Here is a 17,366-nt window from a genome sequence, read left to right as displayed (position 1 = left end):
CGGCCCCCCGCCCCCGCCCCCCTCGCCCGGTTCAGCGTGAGCTCACACGTCCTGCGCGCCCTCGCCACCACCGAGCCCGCCCCCGAAGGGCTGCGGCTCGTCGCGGACGTCCGGCGGTCCAAGCGGCTGCTCCTGCTGCGGGCCGTGCTCGACGCCGCCCCCGGGCCCGAGACCGGGGAGTGGTGGGGGCTGCTGGAGGAGGCCGAGCGGCAGGACCCCGGCGCCGTGCGGGACGTCCTGCACTACCCCTCCACCGGGGTCTGGGCCGAGGAGACCCTGCGCCGGCTGCACGCCCCGCAGGGCCCCGCCCCCGACCTGGGACACTTCGGGGCCCTCGCCGCCGCCGCCGCGCTGCGCGCCGGGATCGGCTTCAAGACCACCCTGCGCCCCGCCCACGGCCGCCTCGCCCTGCCCACCCTCGGCCTGCTGCTCCCCGACCGGCCCGGCCCCCTCGCCCTCACCGAACGCTCCTGGGACACCTGCGACGTCCTGCCCCTGCACCCCCTGCCCGGCGGCCGCGCCTCCCTCGACGACCTCGACCCCTACCGGGCCCCCGCCGGCGGCCACCCCGCCCCCGTCCGCCCCGCCCGGCGGCTCACCCCCAAGGGGCACAAACGCTGGGACACCCAGTGGGCCGCCGCGCTCACCCTCCTGGAGCGCTACGACCCGGCCCGCGCCGACGAGGCGGCCCGCCTGCTGCGCTCCGTCGTCCCGCTCGGCGGCGGCTCCCGCTCCAGCGGCGCCACCCTCCCCGCCGCCGCGGGCGCCGTCCTCGCCCGCGGCCAGGCCCCGCCCGCCCTCGCCGCGACCCTCGTCCACGAGGTGCAGCACGGCAAGCTCGCCGCCCTCACCGACGTCCTCACCCTCCACACCGCCGACCGCACCCCCTGCCACTGGGCCCCCTGGCGCGCCGACCCGCGCCCCCTGGAGGGGCTGCTGCACGGCACGTACGCCCACCTGGCCCTGGCCGGATACTGGCAGCGCGCCGCCCTCTACGGGGCCCGCGGCGCCTGGGCCCGGCACGCCCGGATCCGCGCCCAGGTGGCGGCCGTCCTGCCCGTCCTGCGCGACCACCCCCGACTCACCCTCGCCGGGCGGGAGTTCGTCGACGCCATGGCCGGGGCCGAACGGGCCATGGACGAGCTCCCGCCGCCCGGCGACCGGTACGCCACCGCCCGCCGCGCCCTCGAACGCGACCGCCTCGCCTGGTGCGCGGCACACCCCGAACTCGCCGCGTTCACAGGGGCCTGACGGGCCGTCCGCTGCGGTACCTTTCAAGCCCCGCCGCCGTGGCACCCCCCGGCCGCGGCAGCGCCCCCGCACCGCCCCGCACCCGTCCACCGCCCGGACACCCCAGGGAGACGGCCGCATGACCGGTACCGGTACGCGCCACGACCGCGACGGAGCCGCCCAGCCCCAGCGCTTCGTCATCAGCTTCGCGGGCTTCAACCGCCCCTGGGCGGCGTGGATCGCCCACCGCCTGGAGGAGCACGGCCACCGGGTCGCCCTCCAGCGCTGGGACCCGCAGACCGGCCCCGGCATCACCGAGGCCCTCGACGACCTCGCCCGCGCGGGCGGCAAGGTCCTCGTCGTCCTCAGCGAACGCTACTTCTCCGCCGGCACCCACACGGACGAGGAGTGGAACACCGCCCTGCGCACCGTCACCGCCGCCCACCCCGACCGGTTCGCCGCCGTCTGCCTCACCGACGCCCCCCTCCCCAGCGCCGTCGCCACCCTGGAGAAGACCGACCTGTGGGGCCTGGACGCCTACGAGGCCGAGTACCGCGTCCTGCGCCGCCTGGACCTGCCCACCGACCGGATCGGCACCGAGAGCGGCCGCCGGGGCCCCCGCTTCCCCAACGACCCGCCCGAGATCTGGGGCCGCGTCCCGCGCCGCAACCCCCGTTTCACCGGCCGCAACGACGTCATCGGCCGGCTCCGCGACGCCCTCACCGAAGCCCCGCCCGGCGCCTCCACCGTCACCCTCCTGGGGCTGTCCGGCGTCGGCAAGACCCAGGTCGCCACCGAGTACGCCTACCGGTTCGCCTCCGAGTACGACGTCGTCTGGTGGGTCCCCGCCGAGGACCGCCCCACCCTCCGCGAACGCCTCGCCGACCTCGCCCCCGAACTCGGCCTGCCCCGCGGCTCCGGCAGCTACGGCGAACAGATCCGGGCCGTCCTGGAGGCCCTGCGGCGCGGCTCCCCCTACCACCGCTGGCTGATGGTCTTCGACGGCTGCGACAACCCCGACGACCTCACCGACCTGCTGCCCTCCGGCGCCGGCGACGTCATCATCACCTCCCGCAACCGCGAATGGGCCGCCCGCCACACCAGCCTCGTCGAAGTGCCGCTCTACGCCCGCCCCGAGTCCGTCACCTTCATCCGCCGCCGGGCCCGCCGCCTCACCGGCGAGGAGGCCGACCAGCTCGCCGAGGCCCTGGAGGACTACCCCCTCGCCCTCGACCAGACCGCCGGCTGGCTCGCCGACTCACCGCTCGGCGTCGGCGAGTACCTCGACCTGCTCCAGCGCCGCCTCGACTCCCACGAGGCCGTCACCCTCTCCGACGACTACCCGCTGCCCTTCCCGACCGCCCTGGCGATACTCCTCAACAACGTCCGCGAGGACTTCCCCGACGCCCTCGCCCTGCTCCGGCTGTTCGTCTTCTTCGCCCCCGGCCGGGTCCCGCTACGGCTGCTGCGCGAGTTCCCCGCCGAGGACGTCCCCGAGGACCTCGCCGGCATCGTCAACGACCAGATCCGCTGGAACGCCGCCCTCAACAAACTCGTCCAGTTCTCCGTCGTCCGCCTGGAGTACTCCGACCTGTCCGTCGAGGAGGGCGGCGGCCTGGAGACCGTCCAACTGCACCGCATGGTCCACAACATCGTCCGCGAGAACCTCGCCGAGGAGGAGGCGGACCAGCTCTCCCGCGCCGTCCGCCAGGTCCTCGCCGCGGCCGACCCCGGCCGCCCCACCGACTCCCGGCTCTGGCCCCGCTACGCCGAACTCATCCCCCACCTGGAACCCGCCGGGGTGCTGACCAGCAGCAACCCCCGCATCCAGAACTTCCTCCTGCACTGCCTGCGCTTCCTGATCCTCGCCGGCGAATACCGCACCTGCCTGCGCCTGTCCGAACAGACCGACCACGTCTGGCGGGCCATGCTCGGCGACGACCACGACCAGGTCCGCGAACTCAGCTACCACTACGGCGGCGCCCTGCGCATGCTCGGCCACTTCCGCCGGGCCGAGGCCCTCGCCCGCCAGGTCGCCGACCGGCTCACCGCCGAACGCGGCGACCGCGACCTGGAGACCCTCCGCGCCACCAGCACCTACGCCGGCGTCCTCCTCAGCACCGCCAAGTTCGACCAGGCCCGCGCCCTCCTCGAACACGCCTTCGCCAGCTACCGCGAACTCCTCGGCGAGGACGACATCACCACCCTCAACGCCCAGAACAACGTCGCCGTCGCCCTGCGCCTCCTCGGCCGCTACCAGGAGGCCTACGACACCGACCTGGACACCCTGCGCCGCCGTGAACGCGTCCTGCGCGTCCGGCACATCGCCACCCTCTCCTCCGGCATCGGCTGCGCCATGGGCCTGCGCCTGATGGGCCGCTACCGCGAGGCCCTCGCCCGCCAGGAACAGGGCCTCAAACTCCACCTCCAGGTCCTCGGCGCCAACCACCCGCAGACCCTGCGCGCCGAACACAACCTCGGCCAGTGCCTGCGCCGCACCGGCGACATCCCCGGAGCCGGCGCCCGCCTGCGCAGCGTCCTGGAACGCTCCACCCGGGTCTTCGGCGCCGAGTTCCCCTGGACCCTGATGGTCGCCTCCGACTACGCCACCTACCTGCGCGAGTACGGGGACATCGAGGAGGCCCGCCGGATCTCCGAGGAGGTCGTCCGCGGCTACCAGTCGCAGCTGGGCCTCGCCCACCCGTACAGCATCGGGACGGTCGGCAACCTCGGCCTGGTCCTGCGCGCCCAGGGCGAACGCACCGAGGCCCTGAACCTGGCCGAACAGGCCCTCGTCGGCATGCGCGGCGCCCTCGGCGAACGCCACCCCTGGACCCTGGGCTGCGCCCTCAACGCCACCGGCCACCGCAACATCACCGGCCGCCTGGACTCCGCCCTGGAACTCAGCCGCGAGACCCTCCGCGCCACCGAACAGGTCCTCGGCCCGGACCACCCGATGGCCCTCAGCGCCCAGATCGCCCTGGCCGCCGACCTCCGCGCGGTACGGGAGGACGCGGAGGCCGCCAAACACGAGGACGCCGGCCTCAAGGCCCTCACCCGCACCCTGGGCCCCCAACACGTCCACACGGTCTCGGCCCGCCAGCAGACCCGCCCCTACTGGGACTTCGAACCACAGCCCTAGCGAACGCCGGAAGGCCCGGCCCCCATCGGGGACCGGGCCTTCCGTTCAGCACGAGCCTCAGGCTTCGAAGACCTCGTTCAGCAGCTGCTGCTGCTCCGCCTGGTGGCGCTTCGCGGAGCCCACCGCCGGGGACGAGCCGTGCGGGCGCGAGATGCGGCGCAGCCGCTCGCCCGCCGGGACGTCCGCGCCGACCGCCAGGTCGAGGTGGTCGATCAGGTTCAGCGCGATGAACGGCCACGCACCCTGGTTCGCCGGCTCCTCCTGCGCCCAGATGTACTTCGCGGCGTTCGGGAACTTGGCGATCTCCGCCTGGATCTCGGCACCCGCCAGCGGGTACAGCCGCTCGATGCGGATGATCGCCGTGTCGGTGATGCCGCGCTTCTCCCGCTCGGCCTCCAGGTCGTAGTAGACCTTGCCCGCGCAGAAGACGACCTTGCGCACGGCGTTCGGGTCGACCGTGGTGTCCCCGATGACCGGACGGAACGAACCGCTCGTGAACTCCTCCGCCTTCGACGCCGCGGCCTTCAGACGCAGCATCGACTTCGGGGTGAAGACGATGAGCGGCTTGTGGTGCGGGTTGTGGACCTGCCAGCGCAGCAGGTGGAAGTAGTTCGACGGCAGGGTCGGCATCGCGACCGTCATGTTGTCCTGCGCGCACATCTGCAGGAAGCGCTCCGGGCGGGCGGACGAGTGGTCCGGGCCCTGGCCCTCGTAGCCGTGGGGGAGGAGCAGCGTGACACCGCTCGTCTGGCCCCACTTCTGCTCGGCCGAGGAGATGAACTCGTCGACGACGGTCTGCGCGCCGTTGACGAAGTCACCGAACTGGGCCTCCCACAGCACCAGCGCGTCCGGACGGGCCAGCGAGTAGCCGTACTCGAAGCCCATGGCCGCGTACTCGGAGAGCAGCGAGTCGTAGACGTTGTAGCGGGCCTGGTCGTCCGAGAGGTACTGCAGCGGCGTGTAGTCGTTGCCGGTCTCCCGGTCGATCAGCACCGCGTGGCGCTGGCCGAAGGTGCCGCGGCGCGAGTCCTGGCCGGACAGGCGGACCGGGGTGCCCTCCATCAGCAGCGAACCGAAGGCCAGGGTCTCGCCCATGCCCCAGTCGATGGTGCCCTCGTCGATCATCGCCGCGCGGCGCTGGAGCTGCGGCAGCAGACGCGGGTGCACGGTGACGTGCTCCGGGATGTTGACCTGGGACTCGGCGATCCGCTTGACGACGTCCTGCGAGATCGCGGTGTTCACCGCGACCGGGAACTCCTGCGCGGTCTGCGCCGGAGTGACGGGGACGGCGGGCTGCGTGGCGGCCTCGCGGACCTCCGCGAAGACCTTCTCCAGCTGGCCCTGGAAGTCCTGGAGCGCCTGCTCGGCCTCTTCCAGCGTGATGTCGCCGCGACCGATGAGGGACTCGGTGTACAGCTTGCGCACCGAGCGCTTCTTGTCGATCAGGTCGTACATCAGCGGCTGCGTGAACGCCGGGTTGTCCGACTCGTTGTGACCGCGGCGGCGGTAGCAGATGAGGTCGATCACGACGTCCTTGTTGAACGCCTGGCGGAACTCGAAGGCGAGCCGCGCGACGCGGACCACGGCCTCCGGGTCGTCGCCGTTCACGTGGAAGATCGGCGCCTCGATCATGCGGGCCACGTCGGTCGCGTACATCGAGGAACGCGAGGACTCCGGGGCGGCGGTGAAGCCGACCTGGTTGTTGATCACGACGTGGACGGTGCCGCCGGTGCGGTAGCCGCGCAGCTGCGACATGTTCAGCGTCTCGGCGACCACGCCCTGGCCGGCGAACGCGGCGTCGCCGTGCAGCGCGACGGGCAGGACGGTGAAGTCCGTGCCGGCCTTGCCGATGACGTCCTGCTTGGCGCGGGCGACGCCCTCCAGGACCGGGTCCACGGCCTCCAGGTGCGAGGGGTTGGCGACGAGCGAGACCTTGATCTGCTCCCCGTCCAGGCCCGTGAAGGTGCCCTCGGCGCCCAGGTGGTACTTGACGTCGCCGGAGCCGTGCATGGACTTCGGGTCGAGGTTGCCCTCGAACTCGCGGAAGATCTGCGCGTACGACTTGCCGACGATGTTCGCGAGCACGTTCAGGCGGCCGCGGTGGGCCATGCCGATGACGACCTCGTCGAGGCGGGCCTCGGCGGCCGAGTCGATGACGGCGTCGAGCAGCGGGATGACGGACTCGCCGCCCTCCAGCGAGAAGCGCTTCTGGCCGACGTACTTCGTCTGCAGGAAGGTCTCGAACGCCTCCGCCGCGTTCAGGCGGCGCAGGATGCGCAGCTGCTCCTCGCGCTCCGGCTTGGAGTGCGCGCGCTCGATGCGGTCCTGGATCCAGCGGCGCTGCTTCGGGTCCTGGATGTGCATGAACTCGACGCCGGTGGTGCGGCAGTACGAGTCGCGCAGCACGCCGAGGATGTCGCGCAGCTTCATCATCGACTTGCCGGCGAAGCCGCCGACCGCGAACTCGCGCTCCAGGTCCCACAGGGTGAGGCCGTGCTCGGTGATGTCGAGGTCGGGGTGCTTGCGCTGCTTGTACTCCAGCGGGTCGGTGTCGGCCATGACGTGGCCGCGGACCCGGTAGGAGTGGATCAGCTCGAAGACGCGGGCGGCCTTCGTGACGTCGTCGTCGTGCGAGGCGTCGATGTCGCGCATCCAGCGGACCGGCTCGTACGGGATCCGCAGCGACTCGAAGACCTGGTCGTAGAACTCGCCCTCGCCGAGGAGGAAGTTCGCGACGATGCGCAGGAACTCGCCGGAGGCCGCGCCCTGGATGACCCGGTGGTCGTAGGTCGAGGTCAGGGTCATGACCTTGGAGATGCCCAGCTTGTTCAGGGTGTCCTGCGAGGTGCCCTGGAACTCGGCGGGGTAGTCCATGGAGCCGACGCCCATGATGACCGACTGTCCGGGCATCAGGCGGGGCACGGAGTGGACGGTGCCCAGGCCGCCGGGGTTGGTCAGCGAGACGGTGACGCCGGTGAAGTCGTCCATCGTCAGCTTGCCGACGCGGGCGCGGCGGACGATGTCCTCGTAGGCCTGCCAGAACTCGAAGAAGTTCAGGGTCTCGGCCTTCTTGATGCCGGCGACGACGAGCTGGCGGTCGCCGTTCGGCTTGACCAGGTCGATCGCGAGGCCGAAGTTCACGTGCTCCGGCTTGACCAGGGTCGGCTTGCCGTCCTTCTCCTGGAAGGAGTAGTTCATCGACGGCATGGCCTTGATGGCCTGCACCATCGCGTAGCCGATCAGGTGGGTGAAGGAGATCTTCCCACCGCGGGCGCGCTTGAGGTGGTTGTTGATGACGATGCGGTTGTCGAACAGCAGCTTCACCGGGACGGCGCGGACGGACGTGGCCGTCGGGACGTCGAGGGAGGCGTTCATGTTCTTGGCCACGGCGGCCGCGGGGCCGCGGAGCGTCACCAGCTCGGGGCCCTGGGGGGCCTCGGTGGCGGGCGCGGCCTTCTGAGCCGGGGTGGTGGCGGCCGGAGCCGGAGCCTGAGGGGCGGGCGCGGCCGGTGCGGCGGCCGGGGCCTGGGAGGTGACAGTCACAGCAGGGGCACCAGAGGGGGTGGCAGGAGCAGGGGAAGGAGCTGACACGGGCGTGGTCGCGGCGGGGGCCGGCGCGGCGGGCGCCGCCCCCGTGGCGGCGTCGGCGGCCTGCGGGATCCCGACGGGGGCGGTGGCGGCCTGTGCGGAGGCGCCATCCGTCGTAGCGGACTTCTCGGGACCGGGGCCGTCGGACTTCACCGGAGCGGCTGCGCCCCCCGGCTTGTAGTCGGCGAAGAAGTCCCACCAGGCCCGGTCGACCGAGTTCGGGTCCTGGAGGTACTGCTGATAGATCTCGTCGACGAGCCACTCATTCGCGCCGAAGCCTGAGGCGGGGTTCTTCCCGCCCTCTGCTGCGTCGGTCGTGGTGCTCGGGTTACTGGGGGACTGTGGCGACACGGCGGCAACCGCCCTCTTCCGCTTCACAAGGTATGGACAGCGGGAATAAAGGCTACGCCTCCCCGGCGGTGCAATGCAGGCCGGGCGGGACTTCCGTCGCGCAGGTCACACCGAACGGCGGGTTTCGCCACGTGGAATGGCGGGAAACAAGCGTGGTTCGGGTAGGGGGCAGCCAGGTTGCGACCCCCGTGGCCTCGCACCCCTGCCGACCTCGGGCACGTGTGGCCGAGATCATGTCCTTCCCACTCGAACCCTACGTCAAGACAGCACCGGCGAGCTGCCCGGAAGGGTGACGAGGATCCGGCAGCCGCGTGACGATTCGGCCACGCGGATCTCGCCTCCGTGCAGGCCGACGGCCCAGCGGGCGATCGCCAGCCCCAGCCCCGTGCCCCCGTCGCCGCCGCCCGCGGCCCCCCGGTTGAACCGCTCGAAGACCCGGTGCCGCTCCGCCTCCGGAATCCCCGGCCCCTCGTCCACGACCTCCAGCGCCAGGCTCCCGGGCGTGTCGCCCGAACGGGCCCGCACCGTCACCCGGCCGTGCGCCGGACTGTGCTTCACCGCGTTGTCGATCAGGTTCGCCACCACCTGGTGCAGCCGCTCCGCGTCCGCGTACGCGGTCAGCTCCGGAGGATGCACGTCCAGGTGCAGGTGCACGTCGTTGCGGGTGTGCCCGCCCGATCCGGAAGACAGCCCCGGCCGCCCCGCGGCCGCCAGCCCCGACTCCTTCAGCACCCCCGACAGGTACGGCCACACCTCGAAGCGGCGCGCCTTCAGCGGCACGACCCCGTTGTCCACCCGGGACAGGTCCAGCAGCGTCTCCACCAGCCGGCCGAGCCGCTCCGCCTGCTTCAGCATCGTCCGCATGGTCTCCGGATCGGCCTCCGAGACCCCGTCCACCACGTTCTCCAGCACCGCCCGCAGCGCCGCGATCGGAGTCCGGAGCTCGTGCGAGACGTTCGCGACCAGCTCTCGACGGTGCCTGTCCTCGGCCTCGAGATCACCGGCCATCCGGTTGATCGTGGACGCCAGATCACCCAGCTCGTCCCGCCGTCCGGCCCCGCTGACCCGGCGCGTGTAGTCCCCGTGCGAGATCGCCCGGGCGACCGTCGTCATCTCGTCCAGCGGGGCCGTCAGGCCGTGCGCCACGAACTGGGTGATCAGCATCGAGGCGATCACCGAGAAGACCGTGATGAAGCGCACCTCCGTGTCCGTGCGCAGCGCCACCATCAGCAGACCGGTGGTGATGAACACCGAGACCACGACGAGCGTGCCCAGCTTCGTCTTGATCGAGAACGGCGAGAACGGCCGCAGCCCCCCGTCGGGGCGTCCGCCGCTCACGCCTGCGCCGGGGTCTCCAGGGCGTACCCGACGCCGTGGACGGTACGGATCCGCTCCGCGCCGATCTTCCGGCGCAGGGCCTTGATGTGGCTGTCGACCGTGCGGGTGCCCGAGGCGTCCGCCCAGTCCCACACCTCCGCCAGCAGCTGCTCGCGCGACAGCACCGCCCGCGGGGTCCCCGCCAGGCACACCAGCAGGTCGAACTCGGTCGGCGTCAGGTGCACGTCCTCCGCCTGCACCCGCACCCGCCGCTGCGCGTGGTCGATCTCCAGGTCCCCCAGCCGCAGGGTCGCCCCGCGCGGGGCCGTCGCGGCCTGCGTGGCCCGCTCCACCCGGCGCAGCAGCACGTGCACCCGGGCGGCCAGCTCGCGCATGGAGAACGGCTTCGTCATGTAGTCGTCCGCCCCGACCCCGAGGCCGACCAGCATGTCGGTCTCGTCGTCCCGGGCGGTCAGCATCAGCACCGGGACCGGCCGCTGCGCCTGCACCCGCCGGCACACCTCCAGTCCGTCGAAGCCGGGCAGCATGACGTCCAGTACCAGCAGCTCGGGCAGCCAGCTCTCGGCGGCCGCGACGGCGGCCGGCCCGTCGTAGGCGGTCTGCACCTGGAAGCCCTCGGCCCGTAGCCGGGCCGCGATCGCGTCGGCGATGGTGCGGTCGTCCTCGACCACCAGCACGCGCCGCTGGGCACCTGGGGTGGCCGCGGCGCCGTGGTGGCTGGTGTGCGTGTGTTCCATGTCCCGCCCCTGATGATCCGCGTGATGGCTGGGGTGCAGCGTAGAGGAGGCACCGGCCTGCGGCCATGGAGGGTTCGGACAGGACCCGAGAGGATCCGGAATCAGAGATTCATCCCGGATTCCTCAGGCGGCGTCGAATCCGGGGAGGGCCTCCAGCACCCGGGACAGGGCCGCCGGCAGTGCCGTCTGGTCGGCCGTCACCTCGAAACCGCCTTGCACGAAGGTGTAAGTGAACCCGTCGTACACCGGCGGATCGGCCTTCGTGGTGCGGGGCAGCCGGGCGAAGTCGGCCTCGCGGAGCGCGCTGCGCAGATCCTCCAGCCCGGCGGGGGTGAGCCGGCCCTTGCGCAGGTCCTTGTCCTGCTCGCCGAGGAGGGTCCAGGAGCCGTCGCCTTTGACGACGAGGGTCCTGGTCCGGCCGGCGAAACCGCCGCTGCGGGTGACGCGCAGGAGGCGCTCGGTGGACGGGTCCGCCGTCGGGGGAGGGGTGGGGCGGGGGGTGGCGGGGGTGGTGGTGGCCGGGGTGGCGGGGGCCGTGGGCGCGGGGGCCGTGGCTCCCGCCGGCTGCCCGGCGGCCGGGGAGCCCCCGTTGTCGCACCCCGCCAGGGACACCGCGGCCAGCAGCACCGTCGCCGCGGCCGCGGCCGCTCGCATCGTTCGCACTCCGACCTCCTGCGGGACACCGGTACCGCATCCGAGTATGGAGGCGCCGACCCGCCACCGAAAGCACCCCGGAGGACGTCATCCACCGCTTGGCCGCCTGGCGCTGGCTCCCGCCGCTGCTCGCCGTCCTCCTGCTCGGCCTGTGGGGCCTGGAGCGGGGGCCGGGCGGCGGCAGCATGTGGCGCGACGAATCCACGACCTGGCAGGTCGCGCACCGGCCGACCGGGGAGCTGTGGGGCCTGCTCGGACAGGTCGACGCGGTGCACGGGCTGTACTACGCGGTGATGCACGCGCTCTTCGCCGGGTTCGCCGTGGGGGGCGACGGCGGTGGCGGGCTGTGGGCGCTGCGGCTGCCGTCCGTGGCGGGGACGGCCCTCGCCGCCGGCGGGGTGGCCGCCGTGGCGCACCGGCTGGCCGGGGAGCGGGCCGCGCTGTGGGCGGGGGTGGTGTACGTCCTGCTTCCGCCCGTGCAGATGTACGGGCAGGAGGGGCGCTCGTACGCCCTGGTCGCGGCGGCCGTGGCCTGGGCGACCCGGCTGATGGTGGCGCGGCGCTGGGTCCCGTACGCGGTGGTGCTGCTGGTGGGCTGCTGGCTGCACGAGTTCGCGGCCCTGGCGCTGCTCGCCCACGGGGTCTGCGCCTGGCGGGAGCGGGGCTGGCGGTGGGCGGCCGGGGCGGTCGCCGCCGGGCTGCTGCCGCTGGCGGTGGTCAGCGCGGGGCAGGCGGAGCGGCAGCTGGGCTGGCTGGGACGGCCCCGGTGGCAGGACTGGGTGGCGTACGGGGTGCTGGCGGGGGCGGTGGCGCTGCTGGCCCGGGGCGGCCGGCGGGACGTGCTGCGGATCGCGGTGCCCCTGGCGCTGCTGCCGCCCGGCCTGCTGATGGCGGTCTCGCTGGTCCACCCCTGGTACGTCGACCGGTACGTCCTCTACGCCCTGGGCGGGCTCGCGCTCCTGGCCGGGGTCCGGCTGGCGGAGGGGGGACGGGCGGGGGCGCGGGGCTGGCTGCCGTGGGCGGTGGCGGGCGCGCTGCTGGTGCCGGTGGGGGTGTGGTCGGCGTGGCTGCGCACGCCCGAGAGCCGCCGCGACGACGTCCTCGCGGTGGCGGCGGTGGTGCGGGAGCGGGCCCGGCCGGGGGACGCCGTGCTGTTCATGCCGTCGAGGAGGCGGGAGTGGCTGCTGTCCTCGCCCGGGGTGTACGGGGGGCTGCGCGACGTGGCCCTGGCCGGCCCCCCGGCCGCCTCGCACACCCTCCACGGCACGGAACTCGCCCCGGAAGCGGTCCGGCGGGCGCTGCTGTCGTCCCCGCGGGTGGTGGCCCTGATGGACCCGGCGGACCAGCCGCTGGACCCGTACCCGGCGGAGGCACAGAAGCGCACCACCCTGGCGGCCGGCTTCCACCGCTGCTCGGTGACGGAGGTCAGGGGCGCGCGGGTGGCGGTGTACGCGCGGCGGGGCGGGGGGTGCGGGTGAGGGGGAGCACCGCGGGGGGAGGATGGGCGGGAGATCGTTTCCGACGCCGTCCCGGAGGCTGCCGTATGTCCGTGCCCGCATCCGCGCCCGAGATGCCCGCCCCGCTGGTCGGTGCCGACTGGCTCGCCGCGCACCTCGGGCGGGTCGTGGTGTTCGACGCCTCCGTCGGGGCGCACCGGGGCGGGCGGCGGAGGATTCCGGGGGCGCGCCCCTTCGACCTGGACGGGCACCTGTCCGACCACGACGCCCCCGCCCCGCACACCATGCCGGCGGCGGGTGCGTTCGAGGAGGCCATGCGGGGGCTCGGGGTGGACGAGGACTCCCGCGTGGTCGTCTACGACGCCGCCGGGATCTACTCCGGGGCCCGGGCCTGGTGGATGCTGCGGGCCATGGGGTTCGACCGGGCCGCCGTGCTCGACGGCGGGCTGCCCGCCTGGGCCGCCGCGGGGCTGCCCGTCGAGGACGGGCCGGCGGAGTACGACGGGCCGCGGGGCTCCTTCACCGCGCGGCCGCGCCCCGGGCTGCTCGTGGACGCCGCCGCCGTGGCCGGGGCCCTGGCCGACCCGGGTGCCGCCGTGTTCGACGCCCGGAGCCGGGAGCGGTTCGCCGGCAGCGCCCCCGAGCCCCGGCCGGGGCTGCGCGGCGGGCACATGCCGGGCGCGCTGAACCTGCCGTTCGGCGAACTCCAGGGGCCCGGGGGGCTGATGCGTCCGGCCGGGGAACTCCGGGCGGCCTTCGAGGCGTTGGCCGGGCAGCGGGAGCGGCTCTACTTCAGCTGCGGCTCCGGTGTCACGGCGTGCGTGCTCGCGCTGGGGGCGACCCTGGCCGGGTACGGGGAGACCGCGGTGTACGACGGTTCGTGGAGCGAGTGGGGGCTGCCCTCGGACCGCCCGGTGGCCGTCGGGAGCTGACGGGAGGCCGGCCGAGGGGTGGCCGGGGGTGGTGCTGGCCCCACCCCCGTTTCGGAGGCCTGCACCCGCGCGCCGGACGTCCCCGCTCGGCAGACTCGTCCGCATGGCACCTCACACCACGTCAACCCGCCTCGTCGTCACGGCCCTCGGGGCCGCCCTCCTGCTGTCCGGCTGCGCCCTGACGGGGACGGGGCCGGTGAAGACCTTCGACGCCGACGCGACCGTCTCCGAGCCGGTCACGGCGGTGGAGCTGACCGGCCTCCGCAGCGGCGACGTCGAGGTCACCACGGGCTCCGGCACCGGGGTCACCGTCCGCCGGGTCGTCCACTACCGGGGCGGCACGGCCCCCACGCCCGGACAGCGGGTCTCGGGCGGGGTGCTGAAGTTCGAGGACGGCTGCGGGGACGACTGCTGGATCGACTACCGCCTGGAGGTGCCCGCGGCGGCCGGGGTGCGGGTCGAGAGCAGCAGCGGGGACATCACCGTGCGGGGGGTCGCGCGGGCCGACCTGACCTCCTCGTCCGGGGACGTCAGGGCGGAGCGGATCGCGGGCCCGGTGAAGGTCCGTACGGCGTCGGGGCGGATCACCGCCACCGGTCTGGAAGGGGCCGAGGCGGACCTGCGCGCCTCCTCCGGGGACGTGGAGGCCGCCTTCGTGAAGGCTCCGGCCTCGGTGTCCGTCACCACCAGCTCCGGCGACGTCGGCGTGACGGCCCCGCAGGGCCCGTACAGGCTGTCGGTCGACACGGCCTCCGGGAGCCGGGACGTCCGCCTGGACACCCGCCAGGACGCCCCGTCGCGGATGACGGTCCGCACCGCCTCCGGGGACGTCCGGCTCTCGGCGTCCTGACCCCCCGGTACTCCTCGGTCCTCTCAGTCCTCGTCGAGGATCGCGTCGAGCTCCACCTCGACCAGCCAGGCGGGGTCGATGAAGCGGGACACCTCCACGAAGGTGGCCGCCGGGCGGATGCCGGCGAAGCGCTCGCCGTGGGCCCGGGCGGCCTCCTCCCAGCGGGTGATGTCGGTCAGCATGATCCGCGTGCGCACGGTGTGCTCCAGGGAGGCGCCCGCCTCCTCCAGGGCCCGCTGGGCGATGTCGAGGCAGCGCACCGTCTGGGCGTGGACGTCGCCCGGGCCGACGGTGGAGCCGTCGTCCCCGATGGGCGCCGTGCCCGCGACGGCCACGTGCCGCCCCAGGCGCACCGCGCGCGAGAAGCCGATCCGGGGTTCCAGCGGGGAGCCCGAGCTGACGGTTCGTCGTATGTCTGCCATGGCGTCATGGTGCTACGAGGAGGGCCGTGAGGGTGTTCGCCCCCGGCGAACGGGAGTTGGGGAACATTGCCGGGCGCAGAAGCATTGAGTCGGCATAGCTCAACTTCACTGCCGGAGGGAAGATCATGGCTTCGACGTCCGTAACGCTCACCCTGCCCGTACTGCCGCTCGACGACGAGGTCGTGCTGCCCGGGATGGTCGTCCCGCTGGACCTGTCCGACGCCGAGGTGCGCGCGGCCGTCGAGGCCGCGCAGGCGGCGCGCGGCAGCGGGAAGCCCCGGGTGCTGCTCGTGCCGCGGGTCGACGGGAAGTACGCCGGGATCGGTGTGCTGGGGACCGTCGAACAGGTCGGCCGGCTCTCCGACGGCGATCCCGGGGCGCTGATCCGCGGGCGCGGCCGCGTCCGGATCGGCGCCGGGACCACCGGGCCCGGGGCTGCGCTCTGGGTCGAGGGGGAGACCGTCGAGGAGCAGGTGCCCGACCCGCTGCCCGGGGCGGTCGCCGAGCTCGTCAAGGAGTACAAGGCCCTCGCCACCAGCTGGCTCAAGAAGCGCGGCGCCTGGCAGGTGGTGGACCGGGTGCAGCAGATCGAGGGGGTCTCGGCGCTCGCCGACAACTCCGGCTACTCGCCGTTCCTGACCGTGGCGCAAAAGGTCGAACTGCTGGAGACCGTCGATCCGGTCGCCCGGCTGCGGCTCGCCGTCAAGGCGCTCTCCGACCACCTCGCCGAGCAGGACGTCGCCGAGTCCATCGCCAAGGACGTCCAGGACGGCGTGGAGAAGCAGCAGCGCGAGTTCCTGCTCCGCCGCCAGCTGGAGGCCGTCCGCAAGGAGCTGCGCGAGCTGGGCGGGGAGAAGGAGGGCGAGGAGTCCGACGACTACCGGGCCCGCGTCGAGGCCGCCGACCTGCCCGAGAAGGTGCGCGAGGCCGCCCTCAAGGAGGTCGACAAGCTGGAGCGCTCCAGCGACCAGAGCCCCGAGGGCTCCTGGATCCGCACCTGGCTGGACACCGTGCTGGAGCTGCCCTGGAACGAGCGCAGCGAGGACCGGTACGACATCCAGGGTGCGCGGGCGGTCCTCGACGCCGAGCACGCCGGGCTGAACGACGTGAAGGACCGCATCACCGAGTACCTCGCCGTGCGCAAGCGGCGCGGCGAGCGGGGCATGGGCGTCATCGGCGGCCGGCGCGGTGGCGCCGTGCTCGCGCTGGTCGGGCCCCCCGGCGTCGGCAAGACCTCGCTCGGCGAGTCCGTGGCCCACGCCATGGGCCGCAAGTTCGTCCGCGTCGCCCTCGGCGGCGTACGGGACGAGGCCGAGATCCGCGGCCACCGCCGGACCTACGTCGGCGCCCTGCCCGGCCGGATCGTCCGGGCCATCAAGGAGGCCGGGTCGATGAACCCGGTCGTGCTCCTCGACGAGATCGACAAGGTCGGCTCCGACTTCCGCGGCGACCCGGCGGCCGCCCTGCTGGAGGTCCTGGACCCGGCGCAGAACCACACCTTCCGCGACCACTACCTGGAGGTCGAGCTCGACCTGAGCGACGTGGTCTTCCTGGCCACGGCCAACGTGCTGGAGGCCATCCCCGAGGCCCTGGCCGACCGGATGGAGCTGGTCCGCCTCGACGGCTACACCGAGGACGAGAAGGTCGTCATCGCCCGCGACCACCTGCTGCCCCGCCAGCTGGAGCGCGCCGGGCTGACCGGCGAGGAAGTGGTCCTGGAGGAGGACGCCCTGCGCAAGCTCGCCGGGGAGTACACCCGCGAGGCGGGCGTGCGCACCCTGGAGCGGTCCATCGCGCGGCTGCTGCGCAAGGTCGCCTCGCAGCACGAGCTGGGCGAGCGCGCGTTCCCGTTCACCATCGGCGCGGGCGAGCTGCGCGGCCTGATCGGCCGGCCGCACCACGTGCCCGAGTCCGCCCAGGACCCGGCGGAGCGGCGCACGGCCGTCCCGGGCGTGGCCACCGGCCTCGCCGTGACCGGCGCGGGCGGCGACGTGCTCTTCGTCGAGGCCTCCCTGGCCGACCCGGAGACCGGCGCCGCCGGGCTGACCCTGACCGGGCAGCTGGGCGACGTGATGAAGGAGTCGGCGCAGATCGCGCTCAGCTTCCTGCGCTCGCACGGCGCCGAGCTGGAGCTCCCGGTCGCCGACCTGAAGGACCGGGGCGTGCACATCCACTTCCCGGCGGGCGCCGTCCCCAAGGACGGCCCGAGCGCGGGCATCACCATGACCACCGCGCTCGCCTCCCTGCTCTCCGGCCGCCAGGTCCGCACGGACGTGGCCATGACCGGCGAGGTCTCGCTGACCGGGCGGGTCCTGCCCATCGGCGGGGTCAAGCAGAAGCTGCTCGCCGCCCACCGGGCCGGGCTGACCACGGTGATCATCCCGAAGCGCAACGAGGCCGACCTGGACGACGTCCCCGCCGAGGTGCTGGAGGGGCTGGAGGTGCACCCGGTGACCGACGTGCGCCAGGTGCTGGAGCTGGCCCTCGCCCCGGCGGTGGTCTCCTTCACCAAGGCCGCCTGACCGGCGGCGCGGCGCCGCGGCCCGGTACCCCCTTTCCCCCAGACTCCGTCCGGGGGGACCCCCAGGCGGGGTACCGGGCCTGCGACGCACGGCCTGCGAAATACTGGACCCGTACAGGGGTGCCGGGCTCGCACCCCTCCACG

11 protein-coding genes are annotated in these 17,366 nt (G+C 73.7%); 6 read left to right on the top strand and 5 right to left on the bottom strand.

Going from position 1 to position 17,366, the window contains the following annotated elements:
* Window positions 1–36 precede the first annotated feature (36 nt).
* A complete protein-coding gene (locus ACFY0O_RS27845) occupies window positions 37–1,251 on the top strand; it encodes an aKG-HExxH-type peptide beta-hydroxylase (RefSeq protein WP_388951482.1) in 1,215 nt (404 codons plus the stop codon).
* Between the two features lie 118 nt (window positions 1,252–1,369).
* Window positions 1,370–4,372: an FxSxx-COOH system tetratricopeptide repeat protein gene (gene fxsT, locus ACFY0O_RS27840; protein ID WP_388951479.1), complete on the top strand. Its 3,003-nt coding sequence runs from the start codon at window positions 1,370–1,372 to the stop codon at window positions 4,370–4,372.
* A 57-nt stretch (window positions 4,373–4,429) separates the two neighbouring features.
* Here the strand turns inward: fxsT and ACFY0O_RS27835 are convergent, their stop codons facing one another.
* From ACFY0O_RS27835 to ACFY0O_RS27820, 4 genes are all read right to left on the bottom strand, one after another.
* Window positions 4,430–8,311, bottom strand: a complete 3,882-nt coding sequence (locus ACFY0O_RS27835) for a multifunctional oxoglutarate decarboxylase/oxoglutarate dehydrogenase thiamine pyrophosphate-binding subunit/dihydrolipoyllysine-residue succinyltransferase subunit (protein WP_388951477.1) — start codon at window positions 8,309–8,311, stop codon at window positions 4,430–4,432.
* Between the two features lie 258 nt (window positions 8,312–8,569).
* The gene (locus tag ACFY0O_RS27830) at window positions 8,570–9,649 is read right to left on the bottom strand and encodes an ATP-binding protein (protein WP_388951475.1); all 1,080 of its coding nucleotides are present in this window, start codon (window positions 9,647–9,649) and stop codon (window positions 8,570–8,572) included.
* On the bottom strand, window positions 9,646–10,386 hold the full coding sequence (locus tag ACFY0O_RS27825; RefSeq protein ID WP_388951473.1) for a response regulator transcription factor: 741 nt from the start codon (window positions 10,384–10,386) through the stop codon (window positions 9,646–9,648). Before ACFY0O_RS27825 ends, ACFY0O_RS27830 begins: the two co-directional genes overlap by 4 nt.
* A 123-nt stretch (window positions 10,387–10,509) precedes the next feature.
* A complete protein-coding gene (locus tag ACFY0O_RS27820; protein WP_388951470.1) occupies window positions 10,510–11,049 on the bottom strand; it encodes a hypothetical protein in 540 nt (179 codons plus the stop codon).
* 89 nt (window positions 11,050–11,138) lie between these two features.
* Here ACFY0O_RS27820 and ACFY0O_RS27815 point away from each other — a divergent pair, with 89 nt between their 5' ends.
* The 3 genes from ACFY0O_RS27815 (at window position 11,139) to ACFY0O_RS27805 (ending at window position 14,279) form a co-directional block, all read left to right on the top strand.
* Window positions 11,139–12,518: a hypothetical protein gene (locus tag ACFY0O_RS27815; RefSeq protein WP_388951468.1), complete on the top strand. Its 1,380-nt coding sequence runs from the start codon at window positions 11,139–11,141 to the stop codon at window positions 12,516–12,518.
* A 65-nt stretch (window positions 12,519–12,583) separates the two neighbouring features.
* Entirely contained in the window at window positions 12,584–13,429 is an 846-nt protein-coding gene (locus ACFY0O_RS27810) for a sulfurtransferase (protein WP_388951466.1), read from the top strand.
* 103 nt (window positions 13,430–13,532) lie between these two features.
* Window positions 13,533–14,279 (top strand): DUF4097 domain-containing protein, encoded by a 747-nt coding sequence (locus ACFY0O_RS27805; RefSeq protein WP_388951463.1) that lies wholly within the window; start codon window positions 13,533–13,535, stop codon window positions 14,277–14,279.
* 23 nt (window positions 14,280–14,302) lie between these two features.
* Here ACFY0O_RS27805 and ACFY0O_RS27800 read toward each other — a convergent pair whose 3' ends face one another.
* Entirely contained in the window at window positions 14,303–14,701 is a 399-nt protein-coding gene (locus ACFY0O_RS27800; protein WP_358892418.1) for a RidA family protein, read from the bottom strand.
* A 125-nt stretch (window positions 14,702–14,826) separates the two neighbouring features.
* On the opposite strand from ACFY0O_RS27800, the gene lon reads away from it, so the two are divergent.
* Window positions 14,827–17,223, top strand: coding sequence for an endopeptidase La (gene lon, locus ACFY0O_RS27795; RefSeq protein ID WP_388951460.1), 2,397 nt, complete (start codon window positions 14,827–14,829; stop codon window positions 17,221–17,223).
* Window positions 17,224–17,366: the final 143 nt, after the last annotated feature.

The organism is Streptomyces sp. NPDC001594 (assembly GCF_042893675.1).
Taxonomy (GTDB): Bacteria; Actinomycetota; Actinomycetes; order Streptomycetales; family Streptomycetaceae; genus Streptomyces.
The sequence above is the reverse complement of the archived record's forward strand: the minus strand, read 5'-3'. Positions and strand labels throughout refer to the sequence as shown.